The sequence below is a fragment of the Paenibacillus sp. 3LSP genome (genome assembly GCF_032465655.1).
GTDB classification, from domain to species: domain Bacteria; phylum Bacillota; class Bacilli; order Paenibacillales; family Paenibacillaceae; genus Fontibacillus; species Fontibacillus barengoltzii.
In genome coordinates, this window is record NZ_JAWDJI010000072.1 from 1 (window position 1) to 19,082 (window position 19,082).

The window sequence follows — 19,082 nt, forward strand, 5'->3', positions numbered from 1 at the left end:
ATCTCCACTCCCTTGTATTTGCACAGACGCTTAAATATTTCGATCAAATCTCTCCTCACTTGATTATAGATCTCTTTCCGTCTATACTTCGGGGTGAACACGATATGGTATTTGCACATCCACTTCGTGTGAGCTAAACTATAGCTCTTGTTTGCCATCTAAGACCATTCCTTTCTTGAATTGAGCCTGAACATCTCAATTTTTTGGGAATGGTCTTGTTGGTCAAACCTTCGTTCCTCCACCCGCATAGCGGGTGGTTTTTTGTTTCGCACGCTTCGCGAGCTCAACTGGCTAAAGCCATAAAACGGAAGAAGCCACCCCTGGTACGGGGTGGCTTCTTCATATCTATATCAATTAAAGAAGAGGGAGTATCTAAAGAATAGCACCCGTATCTTAAAGGAACATTACAGAAACCTGAAGATCAGCTTAAAATTAATTATCAATTGAACTCCGTTTACCGATATAATTCCCAGGAGGTGACAAAATGGATATTGCAGCATTGTCTACGGCCATGAGCCAAAGCGCGCTTTCCCAAGCCGTAAGCATCCGTGTGTTAAGTATGGCTAAGGATCAGGCTGAAATTCAAGGTCAAAATCTCGTACAAATGATGTCCCAAAGCCAGCATCCGACGCTTGGCAAGCACCTAGATCTGAAAGTATAACCTATCAACGGTTCCATAAGCCTTGTTTGCCCAGGGCAGGAATCGGCTCTCTGAGCCGGCGTAATTCCGTTAGTTCCCAAGCGTATCGTCCCAGCGCATAATCGCCAAATCGGTATTCTTGCCCTGCGGCTTCCAAGCGTCGCTCCCCTGCCTCCAACCATGCGGTTCGCCCGTCGTTTTGCACGACAGGGAGGCAGTCATTCAGCCGACAAACCGCTACGATTGCACCCATCGGCAATTGATCAACAGATCGATATCCGTGCTCCGCTAAGAGAGATCGAATCGGCTCCGTCTCACAAGCCTTCCGATCCACTTGCTTGCCAGCGTGAATGCCAAGCTCCCCGCGGTAATTCGTTCTCCAGCTTCTCGTTTCCAACCGTTTAGCCCCAATCGCAATCAATGTTGCCCATGGCTGTCGTATCGTGATGCAGCGCATTAAATCCCCCATTTTCGTTCTATGATCCTCTGTCAAATCCTATCATCTTCAAGTGAAGTCCGGCTTTACTCGCTTTACCTCTGCCTTGAGCTCAACCATCATGCCCTCGGCCGCTTCTTCTCCTGCCTTGATGCAATCAGCCATTTTGGAGAAATCAAACGCAGACACATGCCCCACATCCGGTCGGATGACGATATCCGCCAGCCGCAGGCTGGTATGCTTCCGTTCAGCGGTCATCAAACTGTAGGAGCGATACACGACCTCAATCATATTGCGGGGCGGCTTCTTCTCATGCTCGCGCGTCACATCCACCGCAATAATCAGCCCTACGTCCTTCCGCTTCAGTTCCTGTACGGGCAAATTGTTAAGCACCCCGCCGTCAACCAACACTTGTTCCTCTCGTACCAGTGGCGCAAATACCCCTGGGAACGCCGTCGTTGCCCGCAGTGCCGTCCCTAAATCGCCCTTATCCAAAATCACCTGCTTGCCTTGCATCAAATCCACAGCAACCGCCTTAAATCGAATGGGGAAATCCTCGATCTTTAGCCCATCCTTCCCATGTTGTCGCAAAAGATCGTTGACGGTTTGGTAGATTTTGTTCCCGCCGATTAGCCCGCGTTGGCGAATGCCTAGATCCATCAGCCGGTATTTGGGCGTGTGATATAACAAATCCTCGATGTCCTTTGCAGGAATACCTGCCGCATACAGGCCTCCGATCGCACCGCCCATGCTCGTGCCAACGATCGCGTCCACCGGGATTCCATGCCGTTCGAACGTCTTCAACACGCCCAGATGAGCGAGTCCCCGCACGGCTCCGCCGCCTAACACCAAACCCACTTGTTCCATGGATGATCTCCCCGCTTGTCGTCGTTTTACTAAAAATACATATTCTTTAGCATAGGCGGAAGTTCCTTCCGGTTAAACACGACAGCCCCGAATCGATAAAGGCATCGACCCGAGGCTGAACGAAAACCTGCTTCAACTGAAGTAATTATTGAAAGGCTGAATAAGGAATAACAAATTCCGGCATTCCCGCCGCATAAGGTGTATATTCATATTGCGTAAAGTAAACAACCACCCCGTTCCGGTTCAGGAAAAAGTCGCGATCCGCTTCAATCGTTTCAAACGGGGTAATTAGTTCCAGCTTGCGTTCTTTGATTTGCTCCTTAATCTTGCTGTTTATGATCGATACATAATTCGCGTTGTTTGCGACTTCTTTCAAGGTCAGCACATTGCCAGTCGAGAGATCGAAGGTGTACGGTACACGGGAAGTCACACCATGCGCCCCGCCAAAGTCCACATAGTAATCGACATAAAGGCTCAGACGACCTTTCTCGTTATAAGTCACCGTAAAGCGGCCATCCACGCTGAGCTGACGGTTTGATGCGCTCGAGTTCGGGTCGAGCGTTTGATCATTTTCTTTTACAGCAAGACCAACTTCCTTCGCCGCCGCAGCAACATGCTGATCCGCCTCTTTTTTAAGGAAGGCATTGATTTTCTCTTGAGCGCCGCTGTCAGCCAGTCCGGAAAGGACCGGATAGTACACCCGCAGCGCCTTCCCGTTCCCCTCTGCTGCAATCGCCTTCGCGCTAATCTTCACCTCGTTCTCTTGAATGCCTTGAAGGGCAATTAACTTCGTAGCAGAATCATAACCAACTACATATCCCATTTGTTCAAGAATAAAACGCAGCGGCAAATAGGTCGTGTTATCTTGAACCACAAGCTGCGGTCCCCATAGGAGCTGGTCGTTTAGTTTAAAAGAAGAAGCCTTTAAATTGATCTCCAGCAATCGATTCTTGCCGGTCACCTTCGCCACCTGGGCAGCTTTATCGAAATCGATGCCCAGCCCAAGACCATTGCTCAAATCCCGCAGGGCGATATACGTAGTGCCGTCCAGATTGATGGTTTTGATCGTGGTTTGGACTCCAGCAATGCTAAAATTCTGAGGAGACACTGTATATTTGGCTTTCGTTGCAGCTTCCGCCGACTGAGCCGGGAACGACACGGCCAAAGGGGCAGCTAGAATGGCAGCAGCTAACGTGAAGTTCATCCATGTGGTGCGTTTGCGTTGATTCATGGTTCAAGATCCTTTCTGGTGTGGGTTGTATTTCTTTTCTTCGAACTTGATAACACTGGAATAAACGAAGCAGAAGTTGGAAAAGTTGCGTCTGAGTTGTGAGATATAGCAGAAAGAAGTTTGCGAGATGTAAAAGTGCATTTTGAACTTTAGCCATATCGCGCCTGTTGGTCACCTTGAGATGTAAAAGTGCAGCTCAATTCAGTCCAATCGTGCTTAAGGTCACCTTGAGACGTAAAAATGCAGTTCATTTCAGTCCAATCGTGCTAGGATCTCTTTGAGATGTAAAAGTACAGTTCATAACTACCAAAATGCGCATTTTGACCTCCTTAAGCTGTAAAAGTGCAGTCAAAAACTTGCTAAACACCCGGAAATTGCTCAAATACGCCAAAATGAACTGTACTTTTACATTTAAGTCGCCTGAAAACCCGCTTTTGAGGAAAATGAACTGCACTTTTGCATTTAGGTGAACGAAATAAGCGACTTTAGTGACTTTAGTGGCTTTAGCGAGCTAAACGACATAAGTAACATCAGCGACTTTAGCGATTAGCGACATTGGAGGCAAATAGTGACACTAGCGTCATTAGCAATGAGCAGCGTACTTCAAGTGTGACTGGCAGGCCCGCAGGCAAATCGATTACAATGATTACATCCAAATACGTCTTGCGAAACGAGTCCGAAGAACTTGAATAGCACAAATAGATCCTTACGATGGAGGTCTCCTTATGTGCGGCCGCTTTACGATTACACTTCCTCTGGACGAGCTGATTGTCCGGTATCTCATCATGGAAAATCGGCTGGCGAAATTCGCCCCAAACTATAATGTAGCCCCGATGCAGTTCATCCCCTCCATTATTGAAGGCAAGCAGGGCAACCGGCTGGGTGAGCTGCGCTGGGGCCTGGTGCCGTCCTGGGCGAAGGAGGACAAGATCGGTGCCAGCATGATCAACGCCCGCGCTGAGTCGCTTCCAGACAAACCGGCGTTTCGAAAGCTGCTGACGACCCGGCGCTGCCTCATCCCTGCCGACGGATTCTACGAATGGCAGCAGCGGGCCGGAGGCAAGCAGCCGTATCGGATCGTCATGAAAGACGGGAGCCCCTTCGCCTTCGCCGGTCTGTATGACATTTGGACCGGTCCGCAAGGCAACAAGCTGGCGACCTGCACGATCATCACCACAGAGCCCAACTCGCTGATGGCCGAGATTCATAGCCGGATGCCCGTGATCCTGCGACCTGAACACGAAGCCGAATGGCTTGCCCGGGACAACACGGATACGGACTCGCTGCTAAAGCTGCTGCAACCTTACGATGCCGCGAAAATGCGGGCGTACCCGGTCTCGTCTGCCGTCGGGAACGTGCGCAACAATACAAAGGAATTGTTGGAGGAAGCGAAATAGTTCTAAAAAAAAGGCTCCGCCTTTATGCACAAGCAAGGAATCACCCTGCTGCCATAAAGTCGAAGCCTTTCCTATTACGTCTCAATGCTCGCCCACAATCCTCCGCCCGGCAGCGGACAATGCCGTTCCTTGAGCCAGGCGATTACCGGAATGATACAACCGCAGACTGTGCAAGTCATCCCGTCCATCAGCTTCGGACACGCTTCGCATGCGCGAAGTCTGTCCTGATACTGCACCTCACTCACCCTGCGTTCGGGCGCAAACGCCGTCGTTTTCAGCAAACGTTGGATCTGCTCCTCCGTCACCCGGTAATCGTCCCGGCACGCTTTGCATGAGGTATCCGCCATGTAACGTTATCCCCTCGCAGCCAATTTCAGCGTCGTCACCGATTTCGCCGGCAAATCAACCGTCAGCTTACCGCCATCCAGTTTAAATGCTTCAAACGGCTGCGGCTTCACGACTTCAGGCTGCGCAAACGTATTATGGGCGTCAATCGAATCGCCGGTTAATGTGGTGCCAGTCACCGCCAAGCTGTTGCCGGCCAAGCCCCGGATGTCGATCGTCACCTGTGTATTCGCATGAGGCTGCAGGTTACAGAAGCTGAGATGGATTTTGCCTTCTGCATCCCGCGATGCGGTAGCCGTCACCGCCGGAATTTCGCTGTCTTCCAGCTTGTAGCTGCCTGTTTCCAGCGACAGATCCAGCAGCTCAGCGTCCTGGTGAACCTTATACATATCGAACACATGGTACGTTGGCGTCAAGATCATTTTCTCGCCTTCCGTGAGGATGACGGCCTGAAGCACGTTGACGGTTTGAGCGATGTTCGCCATCCGTACGCGCTCGTTATGTTTGTGGAAGATGTTCAGTGTAAGTCCGGCGACAAGCGCATCGCGCATCGTATTTTGCTGATACAAAAATCCAGGATTGGTCCCCGGCTCCACGTTGTACCAGGTTCCCCATTCATCCACAATCAAACCGACTCGGCCCTCCGGATCGTATTTATCCATGATCGTGCGGTGACGAGTGATGAGCTCATCCATGCGAAGGGCTTTTCGCAACGTGGCAAACCAGGCAGACTCGTCGAACCCGGTCGCCGCCCCTTTATCCTGCCAATTATCGTTGGGCAGCGTATAGTAGTGCAGCGTGATGGAGTCCATAAACCGTCCGGCTTCCCGCATCAACACATCCATCCAATTATAGTCGTCCGAATTTGGACCACAGGCGATCCGGTGAATTCGATTATCCCCATAGTTACGGACGTACGTCTGATACCGGCGATACTCGTCAGCATAATATTCCGGGCGCATGTTGCCGCCGCAGCCCCAGTTCTCATTGCCAACGCCGAAGTAGGTCACCTTCCAAGGCTCCTTGCGTCCGTTTTGCGCCCGCAGCTCAGCCATCGGCGATACGCCGTCAAAAGTCAGATATTCCACCCACTCCGACATTTCCTGAACGGTTCCGCTGCCCAGGTTGCCGTTAATGTAAGGCTCGCAGCCCAGCTGCCGGCAAAGCTCCATAAACTCGTGGGTCCCGAAATGGTTATTTTCCACCACGCCGCCCCAATGGGTATTGACCATCCGCTTACGGGCTTCCTTCGGCCCGATGCCGTCCTTCCAATGATATTCATCGGCAAAACAGCCGCCCGGCCAGCGCAGCACCGGAATTCGAATTTGTTTAAGCGCTTTCACAACATCGTTGCGAATGCCATTGGTATTTGGAATCGGGGAATCCTCTCCAACCCAAAATCCCTCGTAAATACAGCGACCTAAATGCTCAGAGAAATGACCGTAAATATTGCGATTAATCGTTCCTTTGCCGGAATCGGCATTTAACACTCCATGCAGTGGCATCTGTCATTTCACTCCTTATTTAATATAAATATTAATTAAATAACTACTTACTTAATATTATAGGCAAACGACCATAACCCCGTCAATTATTCTACCAAATTTTACAACTACATGGAAGATGCTTGTCAAACAATACATTTCTCGTTAATATAATGATTAACTAAAATTCGGGTGAGGTGAAGGCATCTTGAAGCTTGATTTATCTGAACAATCGCTGCCCGTGTATGAGGCACTGGCAAGTCCAGTTCGTCTGCATATTCTGCGTCTGTTAGCCAACCGCCCGATGAACATTAAGGAGTTAGCCGCAGCCGTAGGGCTATCCAGCGCGATTATGACCATGCATGTGCGCAAGCTGTCAGAATGCGGTCTCGTCGCCACCCATATGGCGCCTGGCAAGAGCGGTTTGCAGAAGATTTGTTCACTCGCTGTCTCCGGCGCAGAAATTCAGTTTCCTGCCCAAACGGCAGTCGAGCGCAAAAGCCACCGGGTTGAAATCCCGGTTGGCCATTACTCCGATTTTCACATCGAGCCAACCTGCGGCATTGCAACAACTGACAAAATCATCGGCAGCTTTGACGATCCTCGGTATTTCTGGGACCCGGAGCGGATTCATGCTGCGATTCTCTGGTTTGGCACGGGGTATATCGAATACAAAACCCCTAATTACTTGCTGTCTTCCCAGAAGCCCGAGGAGCTGGTCTTTACGATGGAAATCGCGTCCGAAGCTCCCGGAACCAAGGACGATTATCCTTCGGATATTACGTTTACCTTGAATGGCAAGGTTTTGGGCATCTGGACGAGCCCTGGCGATTACGGAGAGCTGCCTGGAAAATATACCCCTGAGTGGTGGCCAAGACAGGCGAATCAATATGGCCTGCTGAAACGTCTACGAATTACGTTGGACGGGACGTATATGGACGGCTTGAAGATGTCCGACGTCACCCTTCACGACATTGACATTCGGCAGAAGCAATGGACGCTGCGTCTATCCGTGGAGCCGGACGCCCGTTATCCAGGCGGTTTGACGTTATTCGGCAAGGGCTTCGGGAACTATGGTGAGCATCCAAGCGCGGAAGTGTTTTATGTGGAATAACATCATATCCCATATATCCCCCTCATGGATGTTGATGCTCCGGCAGCTCGTTATCCACCCGCCGGAGCATCACATTATTCGCCCTTCGCCTTATTGCCGAAATACGTAAGTTCGCCCTGCCTCCCCTGCAAATGTCACAGGTTCAAGACCAGGGGCAACCAAACGACATGTCCCTGTTACAGAACACGTGACCTGTGCTTCCGTCACTTTGCCCGCTGCCCAAGTGAAATCAACTGTAAATCCTCCCCGGGCCCGAAGTCCGCTTACCTTCCCCTCATTCCAAGCCTCAGGCAACGCAGGTAATAACTGAATAACTCCTTCATGACTTTGCAACAGCATCTCGGCAATCCCTGCGGTTCCACCGAAGTTCCCATCAATCTGAAACGGAGGATGATTGTCGAACAGATTAGGTAAAGTGGAGTGTTTAAGCAACTCTTTTACATTTTCAAAGGCCTTCGAGCCATCTCGCAGTCTGGCCCAGAAGTTAATGATCCACGCCCGACTCCAACCCGTGTGTCCTCCGCCATGAGCTAATCTGCGTTCCAGCGTTTTTCTTGCAGCCGCAGCAAGTTCCGGTGTCCGATCCACGCTAAAGCCTTCACCCGGATAAAGGGCGAATAGATGGGAAATATGACGATGCCCTGGCTCCAGTTCCTCGTAATCCTCCATCCACTCTTGAATTTGTCCATATTTGCCAATTCGCGGCTCAGGCAGCCGTTTCAGTGTAGTAACAAGTTCCTCGCGAAACGCCTCGTCCCGTCCAAGGATTTCCGAACTGCGGATGCAAGCTTCAAACAGCGCTTCAATAATCTGAAAGTCCATTGAAGCCCCGGAGCAGAGCACGCCCGTTTCCCCGTTCGGCAGCTTATAGCTGTTCTCCGGCGAGACCGAAGGACAGGTGATCAGACGCCCTTCTTCGTCTTCAACTAAATAATCGAGCAGAAACAACGCCGCTTCCTTCATCGTCTCATAGGAACGCTCCAGAAAGGAGGCATCTTGGCTGAACCGGTAATGCTCCCATAAATGCAGGCACAACCATGCGGCGCCCATTGGCCAGAAAGAAGCTGGAAGGTACGTGTCCTGCGGAGCGGTGTCAGCCCAAATATCTGTATTGTGATGCGCCGTGAATCCGCGACAGCCATACATCGTGCGGGCTGTCACCCGTCCGGGCTCTCTCATCCGTTCAATCAAATCGAACAGCGGTTCATGACATTCAGCCAAGTTGCAATTTTCAGCCAGCCAGTAGTTCATTTGGGCGTTGATATTAATCGTGAACTTGCTGTCCCAAGGTGGGGTGAAGCTGTCGTTCCAGATGCCCTGAAGGTTAGCTGGCAATGATCCGGGCCGACTGGAGGAGATCAGCAGATAACGTCCAAATTGGAAATAGGTAGCGATCAGTCCATGGTCCTCTCCCCCCTTCCGGAGACGGTCCAGCCTCTCATCGGTAGGCAGTGCTTGAAGTTCCGGGCTCTCCGGAAGCTCCAGATTTACTCGCCCATACAGTTCCTGATAATTTGCGATATGCCGGACTCGCAACTCCGGATAAGTGAACCGACTCAGTTCAGTCAACTGTTGTTTGCAGGAAAGCTCCGGATCGGGCTGGCGGAACGTTGTACCCGCCGCGAGCAGCAGAGTGATCGCGTCGGCCCCTTCCACTAACAAATATTCTCCCAAAGTCCGGCAAGTCCCGCCTTCGGGAAGCGCCTTCAATACAGCGCAAAAAGAGCTGCCTCCTTTACCACCGCACTCCCCTCGCATCACTAACCCGTTTTTCTCCCATTTGGCTGTCTGCTCCAAATATCGCCATTCCCGGCGATTAAATCGGGCTTTGAGTGATACAGCCGCCTCCTTGTCCGCGGACACCCGAATGATGATCGCCTGATCCGGATAACTGGCAAACATCTCACGAGTATATCGCACCCCGCCAATTCGATAGCTGACCCGGGCTACCCCGTGCTCCAAATCCAGCTCCCGTACATAGTCCTCGGCATGCTCCCCATGATGACCGAAAGAAAGGAGTAAATCCCCAAGCGGCAAATAGTGTCGCTGCGCTTCCGGCGTTCCGGCCATCGTCATCGCCGCCAGTTCTTCAGCCTTCTGAAGTTGCCCTTCCAGAATCAACCTGCGAACTTCAGGCAAATGAGGCAAAGCATCCTCATTATTTCGATTGCGAGGCCCACCGTACCATACGGAATCCTCGTTAAGCTGCAGCTTCTCCTCCGCTATACCTCCAAAAATCATTGCACCTAGTCTGCCGTTGCCGATAGGTAAAGCCTCGTTCCATTCTGAGGCGGGCTTACCGTACCACAATCGGTGCTTCTGTTCCGTACTAGCCATGCTCGTCATGCTCTTCCTCCTGTCCGCAGAATGTGCGAAAGTGCTTCATTCGGTTATTCCAGCTCCACCAGTGCTTTAATCACCCCGGATTCAGGCTGGAGCCATTTCTCGAAATGATCGATCATCTCTTCAAATGCACAACGGTGGGTGATATAAGAGCCGATGTCAATGCTGCCTTCAGACACCGCCGCAAGCACGCGCACAAAGTCCTCTCTCGTCGCGTTTCGACTGCCCTGTACGGTCATTTCGCGCGCGTGAAAATCGGAATCGTTGAAGGTGATCGTGTTTTTTACCAATCCGACAAATGTTAAGGTTCCACCATGGCCGACAAGTCCAAAGGCGCTTTCCATGGACGCAGCATTCCCGGTGGCATCGATCACAAAGGCTGGAAAATTGCCATCCGTATGGTTAGCTAACCATTCCTTTGGTGCCTGCAGCGCATTTACGGTATGTTCAGCTTTTGCCCACACCTTGCAAAACTCAAGACGTTCTTCGTTCACATCCATCGCAATCACCTTCGCACCGGCATAACCAGCCATGGCCATAACGCCTAACCCGATCGGACCAGCACCGATGACCAGCACTTCATCGCCTGCCTTTAGTCCTGAACGTCTGACGGCGTGAGCGCCAATCGCAAGCGGTTCCAGCATCGCGGACTGATCCAACGTTAGTCCTTCCGTTCGAATCAGATGTGATATCGGGACTGCCACTCTTTCCCGCATTCCGCCGTCAAGATGAACGCCAAGCACCTTCATTTGTAAGCAGCAGTTCGTTTTGCCGCTGCGACAGGCACGACATTGGCCGCAATGAAGGTACGGAATTACACTTACCTGATCCCCGGCTCGAAACCCTTCCCGATTCTCCCCAATGTGCTCAATCGTTCCTGACAACTCATGCCCTAATATCCGCGGATACGTAAAATAAGGCTGGTTCCCCCGGTACGCATGCAGATCGGTTCCGCAAATCCCCACTCTACGGATCTTCACAATCGCCTCCCCTTCCCCGATTTGCGGCTCCGGAAGGTCTTCTCGAACAACGAACCGTCCGATATCTTCGCAGATGATCCCCTTCATGAAGTTCGCCCCCCGTTCTGATGTGCAGGCGCTCCGCCCCATTCCGGGCTCCCGCTTGACCAAGTTTTACCGTCAATTGGCTTCAGGATCTCCAGAACCTCCTTCAGCAAGGATTCATCCAGGGGTTCTTCCGTCCACATAATGTTGTTGCGAATATTTTCCGGATTTGCCGTACTAACCAGCGTCGTCGTGATGCGTTCATTTGCCGTCGAATACTGAATGGCCAGCTTGGCGATATCCGTACCTTGACTTCGGCAAAACTCAGCAGCACGTCGGCATACCGCTTTGATCTCCTCGCTCGCAGGATGCCATTCCGGCACATCCCGATTGCTCAGCAATCCCATAGCTAACGGCGAAGCATTGATCAAACCAACGTCTTGCTGTTCCAGCAGTGGAAGCAGTTCTAGCAGCGTAGAGTCGTTCAAGGAATAATGACAGTACGATAAAATCACGTCCAGCGTCGTATGGGACAACACCATATTAAAAATATTCAAAGGCAGCCCTGATACGCCAAAGAAGCGAATTTTCCCGGATTGCTTCAGCTGTTCGAGTGCGGGAATCCCTTCCTCCAGCACTTGCTTCACCGAACCAAATTCGATGTCATGCAGCAACAGAATGTCGAGATAGTCCGTCCCAAGGCGCCGCATGCTTTCCTCCGCACTTTGAATCACCCGATTCGCCGAAAAATCAAACTCGTCTTGTCCATAACGCCCTGCTTTGGTGGACAACACATAACGGTCCCGAGGAACCGATCTCAGCGCTTCCCCCAGCACCGTTTCCGCTTGAGTCAAGCCGTAATAGGGAGAAACGTCAATCAAGTTGATTCCCATATCGATGGCGGTATGAACCGTACGGATTCCCTCCTCCTTCTGAACGTCTCGAAATACACCCCCAAGCGAAGAAGCTCCAAAACTTAACGCCGATACGTCCAATCCCGTCTTTCCCAGCTTCCGGTATTGCATCGCGTCACCCTCCCATGGATAACAACTTGTAAAATTTCGCAGCGTTGCCGCCAAAGACCGCTTCAGTCTCTTCCGGTGTCAGCCGATCCCGCACGGTATACCGGAACAAGTCCACCACCTCATCATAGGTCGCTGCCAGAAGACAGACCGGCCAATCGCTGCCGAACATGATACGTTCCGGGCCGAATAAATCGAGAACTTCGTTGACATATGCGGTAAAATCTTCTTTCTTCCAGAATTCTCGGTTCGCCTCCGTCACCATACCAGAGAGCTTGCAGTAGATGTTTGTATGCTTCGCAATTTCAGCCATTTGGCTTCTCCACGGCTCAATTTCCCCTGAAGCGATGAGCGGCTTCGCCAAATGATCCACAACTCCTCGAAGATGCGGAACCCGCTCCAGCAATTGAACAAGCTGCGGCAATTGGTGAGAAAGGACCAGTAAATCAATCGGTACATCCTGATCCGCAAAATAAGAGAGCGCTTCAAGATAAGCGGATGATAATATGGTGTTCGGGTCCTCCATGTCCTGTATCATCACGCGAAATCCTATAAATTTAGGATGTTGGGCAAAGCGCTCATATTGCTCCCTGTAAGACGGCGCCTCAAGATCCAGCCAGCCCACGACGCCAGCGATAAAATCCGCGGTTTCACTTAATTGAAGAATAAATTCAGTTTCCTCTAGAGTTGGGGCCGCCTGGACCAATATGGTCTTATCGATTTGATGCTTATGCAAAGACGGTTCAAGATCGGTGGGCAAAAAATCACGGTAAAGGATCGGCAGTTCCGGTGTGATCCAGCCATAATCGCCGCGATCGATCTTCCAGAAATGCTGGTGCGCATCAATACGCATTTCATCACCTCATTCCTTTCATTCTGCATCGGACTTTTCCGTAAGAAGTAAACAGACGGCAGAAAAGGGTTGACTTAAGCGACAAATGAGCTCGCTGCCCTCCACGTTGACATCCGCGTTTCCATCTGAAAAGACCTGCTTGATTTGGTAGTGCCCAGCTCCAGGAAGCGGAAGTCTGATCCATTCCGGATTGTCGCCTCCAAAGGTATGAATGACCGCCAGCAATTGAGATCCGTCTACAGAGGTGCGTGTGATCCCTTGCCATCCTCGAGGATGGCGATAGCTGGGCACCCGAGGTCCGAAACGATTCGTCGTTCCTTCCTTAATGATTGGAGATACAAGCTTATAGAAGGAAATCGCCTCATCTACCTTATTCCACTGTTCCGGATTCAGCTCATGAATGTCGCCGGATAAGCACATTCTGCCAAGCATTGTACTGGCGAGCGAGTATACCAATCGCTGCAAACTGTCATTTTTCCTGAGCACAGCCCAGATCTGACTTTGTCTCGGTAAAATCACTCTATGCATATTTGCCGCAATGATCGGGATTTCCTCACATTCGTGTGCATCCGAGAAGGACGACATGCTTGTTAATCCAACCATGGTAGGCTCCAGACGGTGTCCACCAGAGGCACAATTTTCAATGACAAGATCCGGCACTTCCTGTTTGATTAACCGGAAGAAGTCCTGGACTGCCTGCATCTGCTGACGCAATCCTTCACCAAGCGATTCTGCACCGTCACAACCGATCCCGAGGCTATCGTTATAGTCGATTTTCAGATATCCGAAGCCATAATGTTTGATGAGACCAATCACTTTCTCTTTCAAATAGGCAAAGACAAAGGGATCTCGGAAGTCCCAGAACCGCCGCCCCCCCGTCGTAATCGGCAATCCATCACGTTTAAGAAGATGATCCACCCAATGGAATGCCGTGGACTCCGCACCACATACCTCGATCTCGAACCAGATCCCGGGAATCATCCCGCATTTTCGAATATGTTCGACAGTGGGCTTGAATCCTTCGGGAAATGCGATGGGGCTGATATCCCAATCCCCCATACTGTTGTACCAGTTCGTTCCTTCTTTCTTATACCAGCCGCTGTCGATCACAAGATAACGAATCCCTTTATCTTTGAGTTGTTCGGCTATTTGATGAAGATTTTCGGCTGTCGGGGAGCCCCAGGTTGTGCAATACTCGTTAAAGATAATCGGTAAATCTTCTTCCACAGCCGGACCATGGAGTAGTGAACGGGCTTGAATCCCGGTTAATCGCGCGGCAGCACGGTCCACACCGCCTGCTACGGTTGTAAGATAAGCACTGGGGGTTTGAAACGTCTCACCTGGTTCGAGCGTCTTGGTCCAATGGCCAAATTCTCTGTCCGCCAATCCACCCGACATTGATAAAGCCTGATCTGTTCTTCCGACTTCGATCTGCCAAGAGGCAGGATGAGCGATTTGAACGCCCCAGGTTACGCCGGAACCGGTATCTTCCATAAATGCAACCGGGAAATATCCGCGTACTGGCATGGAACCTACTTGGCCGAATCGCAGGCATCGTGTTCCAAACGGTGCCCAAGCCGGTTCAAGATTCAAATCTTCAATGGCGCTGGACACGAGACGTCCTTCCGCAGACCATGAGCTTAATAAACGGTGAAAGAAGAGAGTTTCAGGAGCATCATCTTCTGCAAACGGAGTGAGTCCTGTGATCGAAAAGGAGGAGAGCATTTCTAAGGTCACGGGCACCTCGCTGTCGTTCCGGATGACCGTGTAAGACTCCAATGCGTGATATCCTTCATAATGGAGTAAGTGATGTTCGATCCTGCATGAATTGGAGCTGCGCCATCCAGCAACGACGGTTGTGCCGTCGTCGCGCCCAATTTCACGGAACTCTTCAAACTTCAGCCCGTCGATCGTTCCGCTGCCTCGCATGGAATGACCGTGAGCAAAAGCACCAGGATACGCATCTCCGACAAATTTGAGTTGCACTAATGGATCGATCTTAAATTTCTTTGGGCGTACCTGCGATACTGTCGTTTGCGGTAATAACATTAACCCGACTTGCTCCGTATGTTCATCTTTCACATAGCGCGCAATCATATCGCCGAAAGTATGATCTTTCAAGATCATGATTCCATCCCCCCTTCAATAAGACCTAAGTGCTCGCTATTTCGATAGGCGCCCGGCGTCGTGCCTGTATACTTCTTGAACACCTTCGTAAAGTAATGCTTGTTATCATATCCGACCTGTTGCCCAATGGCACTAACCGGAAGGTCACGTTTTGCCAATAGCAGCTTCTGGGCCTCTTTAATCCGGAGCATATTCAGATAATTCACGAAGGTGTGGCCGGTTTCTTTTTTGAACAAACTGCTGATATAGTTCGGGTGAAGATTCATCATATCCGCTAGATGGTCAAGTGAAAGATCCTTCCTGAAATGCGTTTTCATGTACGCCAGAATACGTTGGGCATGGCAAGTGTATTCCGCATCAGTTTCACTTGGCAGTTCTCCCTGGACACGCTCCAGTAAAGAAGCGATTTCAACCTTGTCAATCGGTTTAAGCAAGTAATCAACCACTCCGGCACGCAGCGCTTTACGTACGTATTCAAATTCATCGTAGCCCGTTAGGATAATGAAACGATCGCACCATCCGCACTGTTTGGCTTCCTCAATAAGCTGAAATCCATTCTTCTCAGGCATATTGAGATCGGTTATCGTAACATCCGGCACAAAGTCCTTCATTAACGCAAGCGCTTCATACGCATTTAGCGCTTCTCGCACTTCAGTCCCTGAAGGCGCAGCTTCCCGGATGATCTTGACTAATCCGTTTAGAATCAATGGTTCATCATCAACCGTCAATATTCTCATCGTTAGCCTCCATCCTTTTCGTGATGAAGATCCAGAGACTCGTCCCTTTTCCCGGTTCACTCGAGATCTCGATCCTTGAATCACCGCCAAAGAAAGACTTGATTCTCTCATTCACGTTCATAAGCCCCACCCCTCCTTCGGACTGGGCTTCTGTTGCCACGTGATGACCTGATAGCCGAGACTGTATGACAGCTAACTTCTCCGCAGAAATTCCATTCCCGTTATCCTGAAGAACGATCCGTATCTCTCGTTCGTCCTCGCTGGCATGAAGACGGATGTGTACTGGGCGTATAATGGCGGAAGCCCCGTGGATGACACTATTCTCGATCAACGGCTGTAAAATAAACCGGGGGCAAACGATAGAATCCGCGTTGACAGCAACATCAATCTCGTAAGTTAACCTGCTTTGTAGCCGCATTTGATGAATATTGAGATAAAAAGTGACCATTTCAATTTCCTTCTCGAGAACGGTTACATCTTGCTCGGACGTGAGACTATAACGCATCAGCCGCCCGAACCAAAAGGAAATATCGGCTACTTCTTTGTCATTGTTGGACTCAGCAATCATTCGAATCGTTTCCAGGGTATTGTAGAGAAAATGCGGTTTAATTTGAGCTTGCAGCACTTTGTAAGCGGCTTCTTTATTTCGTAGCTCAGCACGATGAACATTGTTAATCAGTTCATCCATCCGCTGGAGCATCGCATTGTACGTTTCCGTCAAGAAACCAATCTCATCATTGGAGTTAAGCCGATCATGCTTGATCATACGCTGCTTCAGATTTTCATCATCTAAGTTGCGCATATGTCGAGCCAATCTTAAAATGCGCTTGGTAATGTTGGTAGCCAGCATATAATAAGTTACTGACAACACAAGCAGCAGCAGTACAATGATCATCACCATGACTTGCTCTCTCTGCTTGATGGATTGAAATACGTTGTGAACTTCCCCAATGACAAACAGGCGAACCCCAAGCTCATCTATTTCAAGTTGGTTGATAATCGTCTTCCGATCAATCGAGAACGGACTCTCCTCTGCTTGTAATTGCCGCAGTGTCTTCTCGTTGAAATTGATTCCACCTATGTTCGCAATCCGCGGTTCGCCTTCCTTGGGGAGGAGTACGGCTGCCCAGTTCCCTTCAACACCTGCCCCTTTATAAAAATCAGCAATGAGGCGGCTGCTGACCCGCATCTCCAGAAGTCCGATCCTCTCCGTGTATTGAGTATTGTATAAATATTGATAATAGATCAACTCCGACGTATTCGAATCAGCAAAGACCCATATCCCGCTCCCCGCCTTCAAATCGCGGACAATCTCCTCCCTCTGCGGGTCGAGTTGGGATCGGTCCAAAAAATGATCCGGAATGGGGAACACATCGTCCTTCATATTGTAGATCTCAATCGATTTGATTTCCGGATGGGCAAAAAACAACTGGGTATATAACGGACGGATATAACGAAGAAACACATAAACGTTTTCAGCATCTGTCTGGTATATCCCATCCAGGTAATCTGTGACATACGGGTTGTATTGGAGCATTCGTTGCACGGATTGAATACGGGTAAAATCCGTTTTGAGATTGGCATAAGCCTGCTCTAGTATTTTCTGTCGGCTTTCAACAAATTGCTTCGTCAAGTTGTTATAGATTTGAGAATAGTATAGGTAACCAAAGACAATGACCGGAATAAAGATCAGAATCACATAACCGAAGATCATCTTACGCATGATGCTCATGGCCCCATTCTCCCCTCACGCAATGAAACTGCACTGTAATGTTACCTTACCATGAGCATTTCATTTCAGGAAGAAGTCTGCAGCAGATAAAAGTGCGGTAGGGACATTAAGTCCCTACCGATAACTCACATTATTAGAACAAATCCTTTTTCTTCTGATAGATTTCATTCGCCCAATCAACCAGTTCCTGAAGTCCCATCGATTCAGCCGTTTTTATCATGTTCTGATAATTAGCCACGGCTTCCTCTTCGGAATTGGCGAGGTAAATCTTCACTTTTTCGTTCTTGATCATCTCGTCTATTTTGGTTTTCGTTGTCTTCTCCTTGGAATCCGGTTGCGTCTGGATCAATCCAATTTGAGGTTTGTAGATCGTAATCTCTTTTCGTTCCATTAAGGCTTGCGTCTTTTGGGTACCTGGAACATAGCTTTGCAATCCCTCCATAACGCCATCGTTGTACAAGTACCACCACTTGATACCATTGCTATTAATGAAATCTGCGTCCGATGGGTCATACTTCAAGTCCGGGTATCCTTCTTCATTCCAAGTCCAATGCTCACCTTCGATACCAAACATCGTTAATTTCTTGCCTTCGTCGCTGGCTAAATATTGAAGGAATTTAATCGATTTTTCTGGATCTTTGTTTTTCTTGGTAATAAAGGTACCCGCAAAGCCAAGTCCCGTACTGACGATTTTCGCATTTTCTGACAAAGCGCTAGGCAACATTTTGAACTTGTATGGTTTCCCATTATTTTGCGCTTTAATATTATCCGCGTCCGCTACACTAACGGTATGACTATGAGCAAATGCCTTTCCGTTTAGGGCGTATTCATCATCAAGCTGATCATTCGTATAGGTATAGTTTTCAGCGAGAATATACCCATTTCGATAAAGACTGTTCATAAATTTGAAGAATTCCAGCATCTCCGGTTGTCTGATGGCATAATCCACTTTGCCGTCACGTTCATACCATCCATCCAACAGCGCCTCGACGCCAAACTGTTGCAGGAAATATTGCTCGAGCCAGTCCTTATCCATAATGAGAGGAACCATGTCAGGGTACTTCTCTTTAACCATACCCAGTACTTTGACGAAATCATCCAACGAGTTAATCGGCGGATTGCCAAGCTCTTGCAGGATATCCTCGCGAACAGCAATACCAGGGTTTCCGTCGCTGCCGATGGCGTATTTGTTCTGTTCCATTTCTTCCTGTGTCGCAAAGGAGTTGCGCACAGTATAGAAATTGCCATCATCCATGGTATGGATGGCAATACGAGTTTTATCAATTTGGAAATCCGGCGCATATTTCTCGATCAGCTCGTTCCACGGATAGGAGAGCTTCGAATCCGACATCCGGTCAATATTGGCATAAGTAAAGACGAGATCCGGGAGGTCGCCGGAAGAAATCATCAGCGGAAGTTGCTTATCGTCCGTAGCAACGGTTACTTTCAGTTTGACTCCTGTTTTTTCCGTGATTTTCTCAGCTATCGGTCCCTTCCATTCTTTGACTGGATACCATGATGCATCAATAAATAATGAAAGCTCTGTGACTTCATCAGACTTCGCAGATGACGATGTATTGGTAGAACCACCTTCTTGCTGACTGCTGCTATTCTCTTTACCACCACCGCATGCAGACAGCAAAGCGATGACCAACACAAAGGTCAGCGATAATAGTGTAAATCTCTTGCCCCTGTTCTTTTTCATCTAAACACCCCTCCAAGCTTGTAGTTTATATTAAAGCCAAAGCTT

Annotated in this window: 17 protein-coding genes; 3 read left to right on the forward strand and 14 right to left on the reverse strand. The window is 49.6% G+C overall.

Annotated elements, in window-relative coordinates; all coding sequences use genetic code 11:
* The coding region (locus RW092_RS05325; RefSeq protein WP_028537956.1) for a transposase at nt 1-158 on the reverse strand (158 nt) is incomplete at its 3' end.
* A 326-nt stretch (nt 159-484) separates the two neighbouring features.
* On the opposite strand from RW092_RS05325, the gene RW092_RS05330 reads away from it, so the two are divergent.
* Nucleotides 485-661: a YjfB family protein gene (locus RW092_RS05330; RefSeq protein WP_016313137.1), complete on the forward strand. Its 177-nt coding sequence runs from the start codon at nt 485-487 to the stop codon at nt 659-661.
* Nucleotides 662-665: 4 nt separating this feature from the next.
* Here RW092_RS05330 and RW092_RS05335 read toward each other — a convergent pair whose 3' ends face one another.
* From RW092_RS05335 to RW092_RS05345, 3 genes are all read right to left on the reverse strand, one after another.
* Nucleotides 666-1,109 (reverse strand): ASCH domain-containing protein, encoded by a 444-nt coding sequence (locus RW092_RS05335; RefSeq protein WP_316009712.1) that lies wholly within the window; start codon nt 1,107-1,109, stop codon nt 666-668.
* 36 nt (nt 1,110-1,145) lie between these two features.
* Nucleotides 1,146-1,943: a patatin-like phospholipase family protein gene (locus tag RW092_RS05340; RefSeq protein WP_316009713.1), complete on the reverse strand. Its 798-nt coding sequence runs from the start codon at nt 1,941-1,943 to the stop codon at nt 1,146-1,148.
* A 145-nt stretch (nt 1,944-2,088) separates the two neighbouring features.
* Entirely contained in the window at nt 2,089-3,174 is a 1,086-nt protein-coding gene (locus RW092_RS05345) for a stalk domain-containing protein (protein ID WP_316009714.1), read from the reverse strand.
* Nucleotides 3,175-3,899: 725 nt separating this feature from the next.
* Between RW092_RS05345 and RW092_RS05350 the strand changes: the two genes are divergently transcribed.
* Entirely contained in the window at nt 3,900-4,571 is a 672-nt protein-coding gene (locus tag RW092_RS05350; protein ID WP_316009715.1) for an SOS response-associated peptidase, read from the forward strand.
* 74 nt (nt 4,572-4,645) lie between these two features.
* Here RW092_RS05350 and RW092_RS05355 read toward each other — a convergent pair whose 3' ends face one another.
* A complete protein-coding gene (locus tag RW092_RS05355; RefSeq protein WP_316009716.1) occupies nt 4,646-4,918 on the reverse strand; it encodes a DUF6171 family protein in 273 nt (90 codons plus the stop codon).
* Nucleotides 4,919-4,924: 6 nt separating this feature from the next.
* A complete protein-coding gene (locus RW092_RS05360) occupies nt 4,925-6,421 on the reverse strand; it encodes an alpha-N-arabinofuranosidase (protein ID WP_316009717.1) in 1,497 nt (498 codons plus the stop codon).
* 187 nt (nt 6,422-6,608) lie between these two features.
* Here RW092_RS05360 and RW092_RS05365 point away from each other — a divergent pair, with 187 nt between their 5' ends.
* A complete protein-coding gene (locus RW092_RS05365; RefSeq protein WP_028539569.1) occupies nt 6,609-7,514 on the forward strand; it encodes an ArsR/SmtB family transcription factor in 906 nt (301 codons plus the stop codon).
* Between the two features lie 90 nt (nt 7,515-7,604).
* Here the strand turns inward: RW092_RS05365 and RW092_RS05370 are convergent, their stop codons facing one another.
* The 8 genes from RW092_RS05370 to RW092_RS05405 all read right to left on the reverse strand — a co-directional run bounded on the left by RW092_RS05370 (nt 7,605) and on the right by RW092_RS05405 (nt 19,037).
* Nucleotides 7,605-9,851 carry a glycoside hydrolase family 95 protein gene (locus RW092_RS05370; protein WP_410055512.1) on the reverse strand — a complete coding sequence of 749 codons (2,247 nt, stop codon included), beginning with the start codon at nt 9,849-9,851 and terminating at the stop codon, nt 7,605-7,607.
* Between the two features lie 53 nt (nt 9,852-9,904).
* On the reverse strand, nt 9,905-10,924 hold the full coding sequence (locus tag RW092_RS05375; protein ID WP_316009719.1) for a zinc-binding alcohol dehydrogenase family protein: 1,020 nt from the start codon (nt 10,922-10,924) through the stop codon (nt 9,905-9,907).
* The gene (locus RW092_RS05380) at nt 10,921-11,886 is read right to left on the reverse strand and encodes an aldo/keto reductase (RefSeq protein ID WP_316009720.1); all 966 of its coding nucleotides are present in this window, start codon (nt 11,884-11,886) and stop codon (nt 10,921-10,923) included. Before RW092_RS05380 ends, RW092_RS05375 begins: the two co-directional genes overlap by 4 nt.
* A 4-nt stretch (nt 11,887-11,890) precedes the next feature.
* Nucleotides 11,891-12,736 carry an amidohydrolase family protein gene (locus RW092_RS05385; protein WP_316009721.1) on the reverse strand — a complete coding sequence of 282 codons (846 nt, stop codon included), beginning with the start codon at nt 12,734-12,736 and terminating at the stop codon, nt 11,891-11,893.
* An 18-nt stretch (nt 12,737-12,754) separates the two neighbouring features.
* Entirely contained in the window at nt 12,755-14,863 is a 2,109-nt protein-coding gene (locus RW092_RS05390; RefSeq protein ID WP_316009722.1) for a glycoside hydrolase family 36 protein, read from the reverse strand.
* Nucleotides 14,860-15,600: a response regulator transcription factor gene (locus RW092_RS05395; RefSeq protein ID WP_085278401.1), complete on the reverse strand. Its 741-nt coding sequence runs from the start codon at nt 15,598-15,600 to the stop codon at nt 14,860-14,862. The genes RW092_RS05390 and RW092_RS05395 overlap by 4 nt, the downstream gene beginning before the upstream one ends.
* Nucleotides 15,581-17,332 carry a sensor histidine kinase gene (locus tag RW092_RS05400; RefSeq protein WP_316009723.1) on the reverse strand — a complete coding sequence of 584 codons (1,752 nt, stop codon included), beginning with the start codon at nt 17,330-17,332 and terminating at the stop codon, nt 15,581-15,583. The genes RW092_RS05395 and RW092_RS05400 overlap by 20 nt, the downstream gene beginning before the upstream one ends.
* A 133-nt stretch (nt 17,333-17,465) precedes the next feature.
* Nucleotides 17,466-19,037, reverse strand: a complete 1,572-nt coding sequence (locus tag RW092_RS05405; protein WP_016313152.1) for an extracellular solute-binding protein — start codon at nt 19,035-19,037, stop codon at nt 17,466-17,468.
* Between the last annotated feature and the right edge of the window lie 45 nt (nt 19,038-19,082).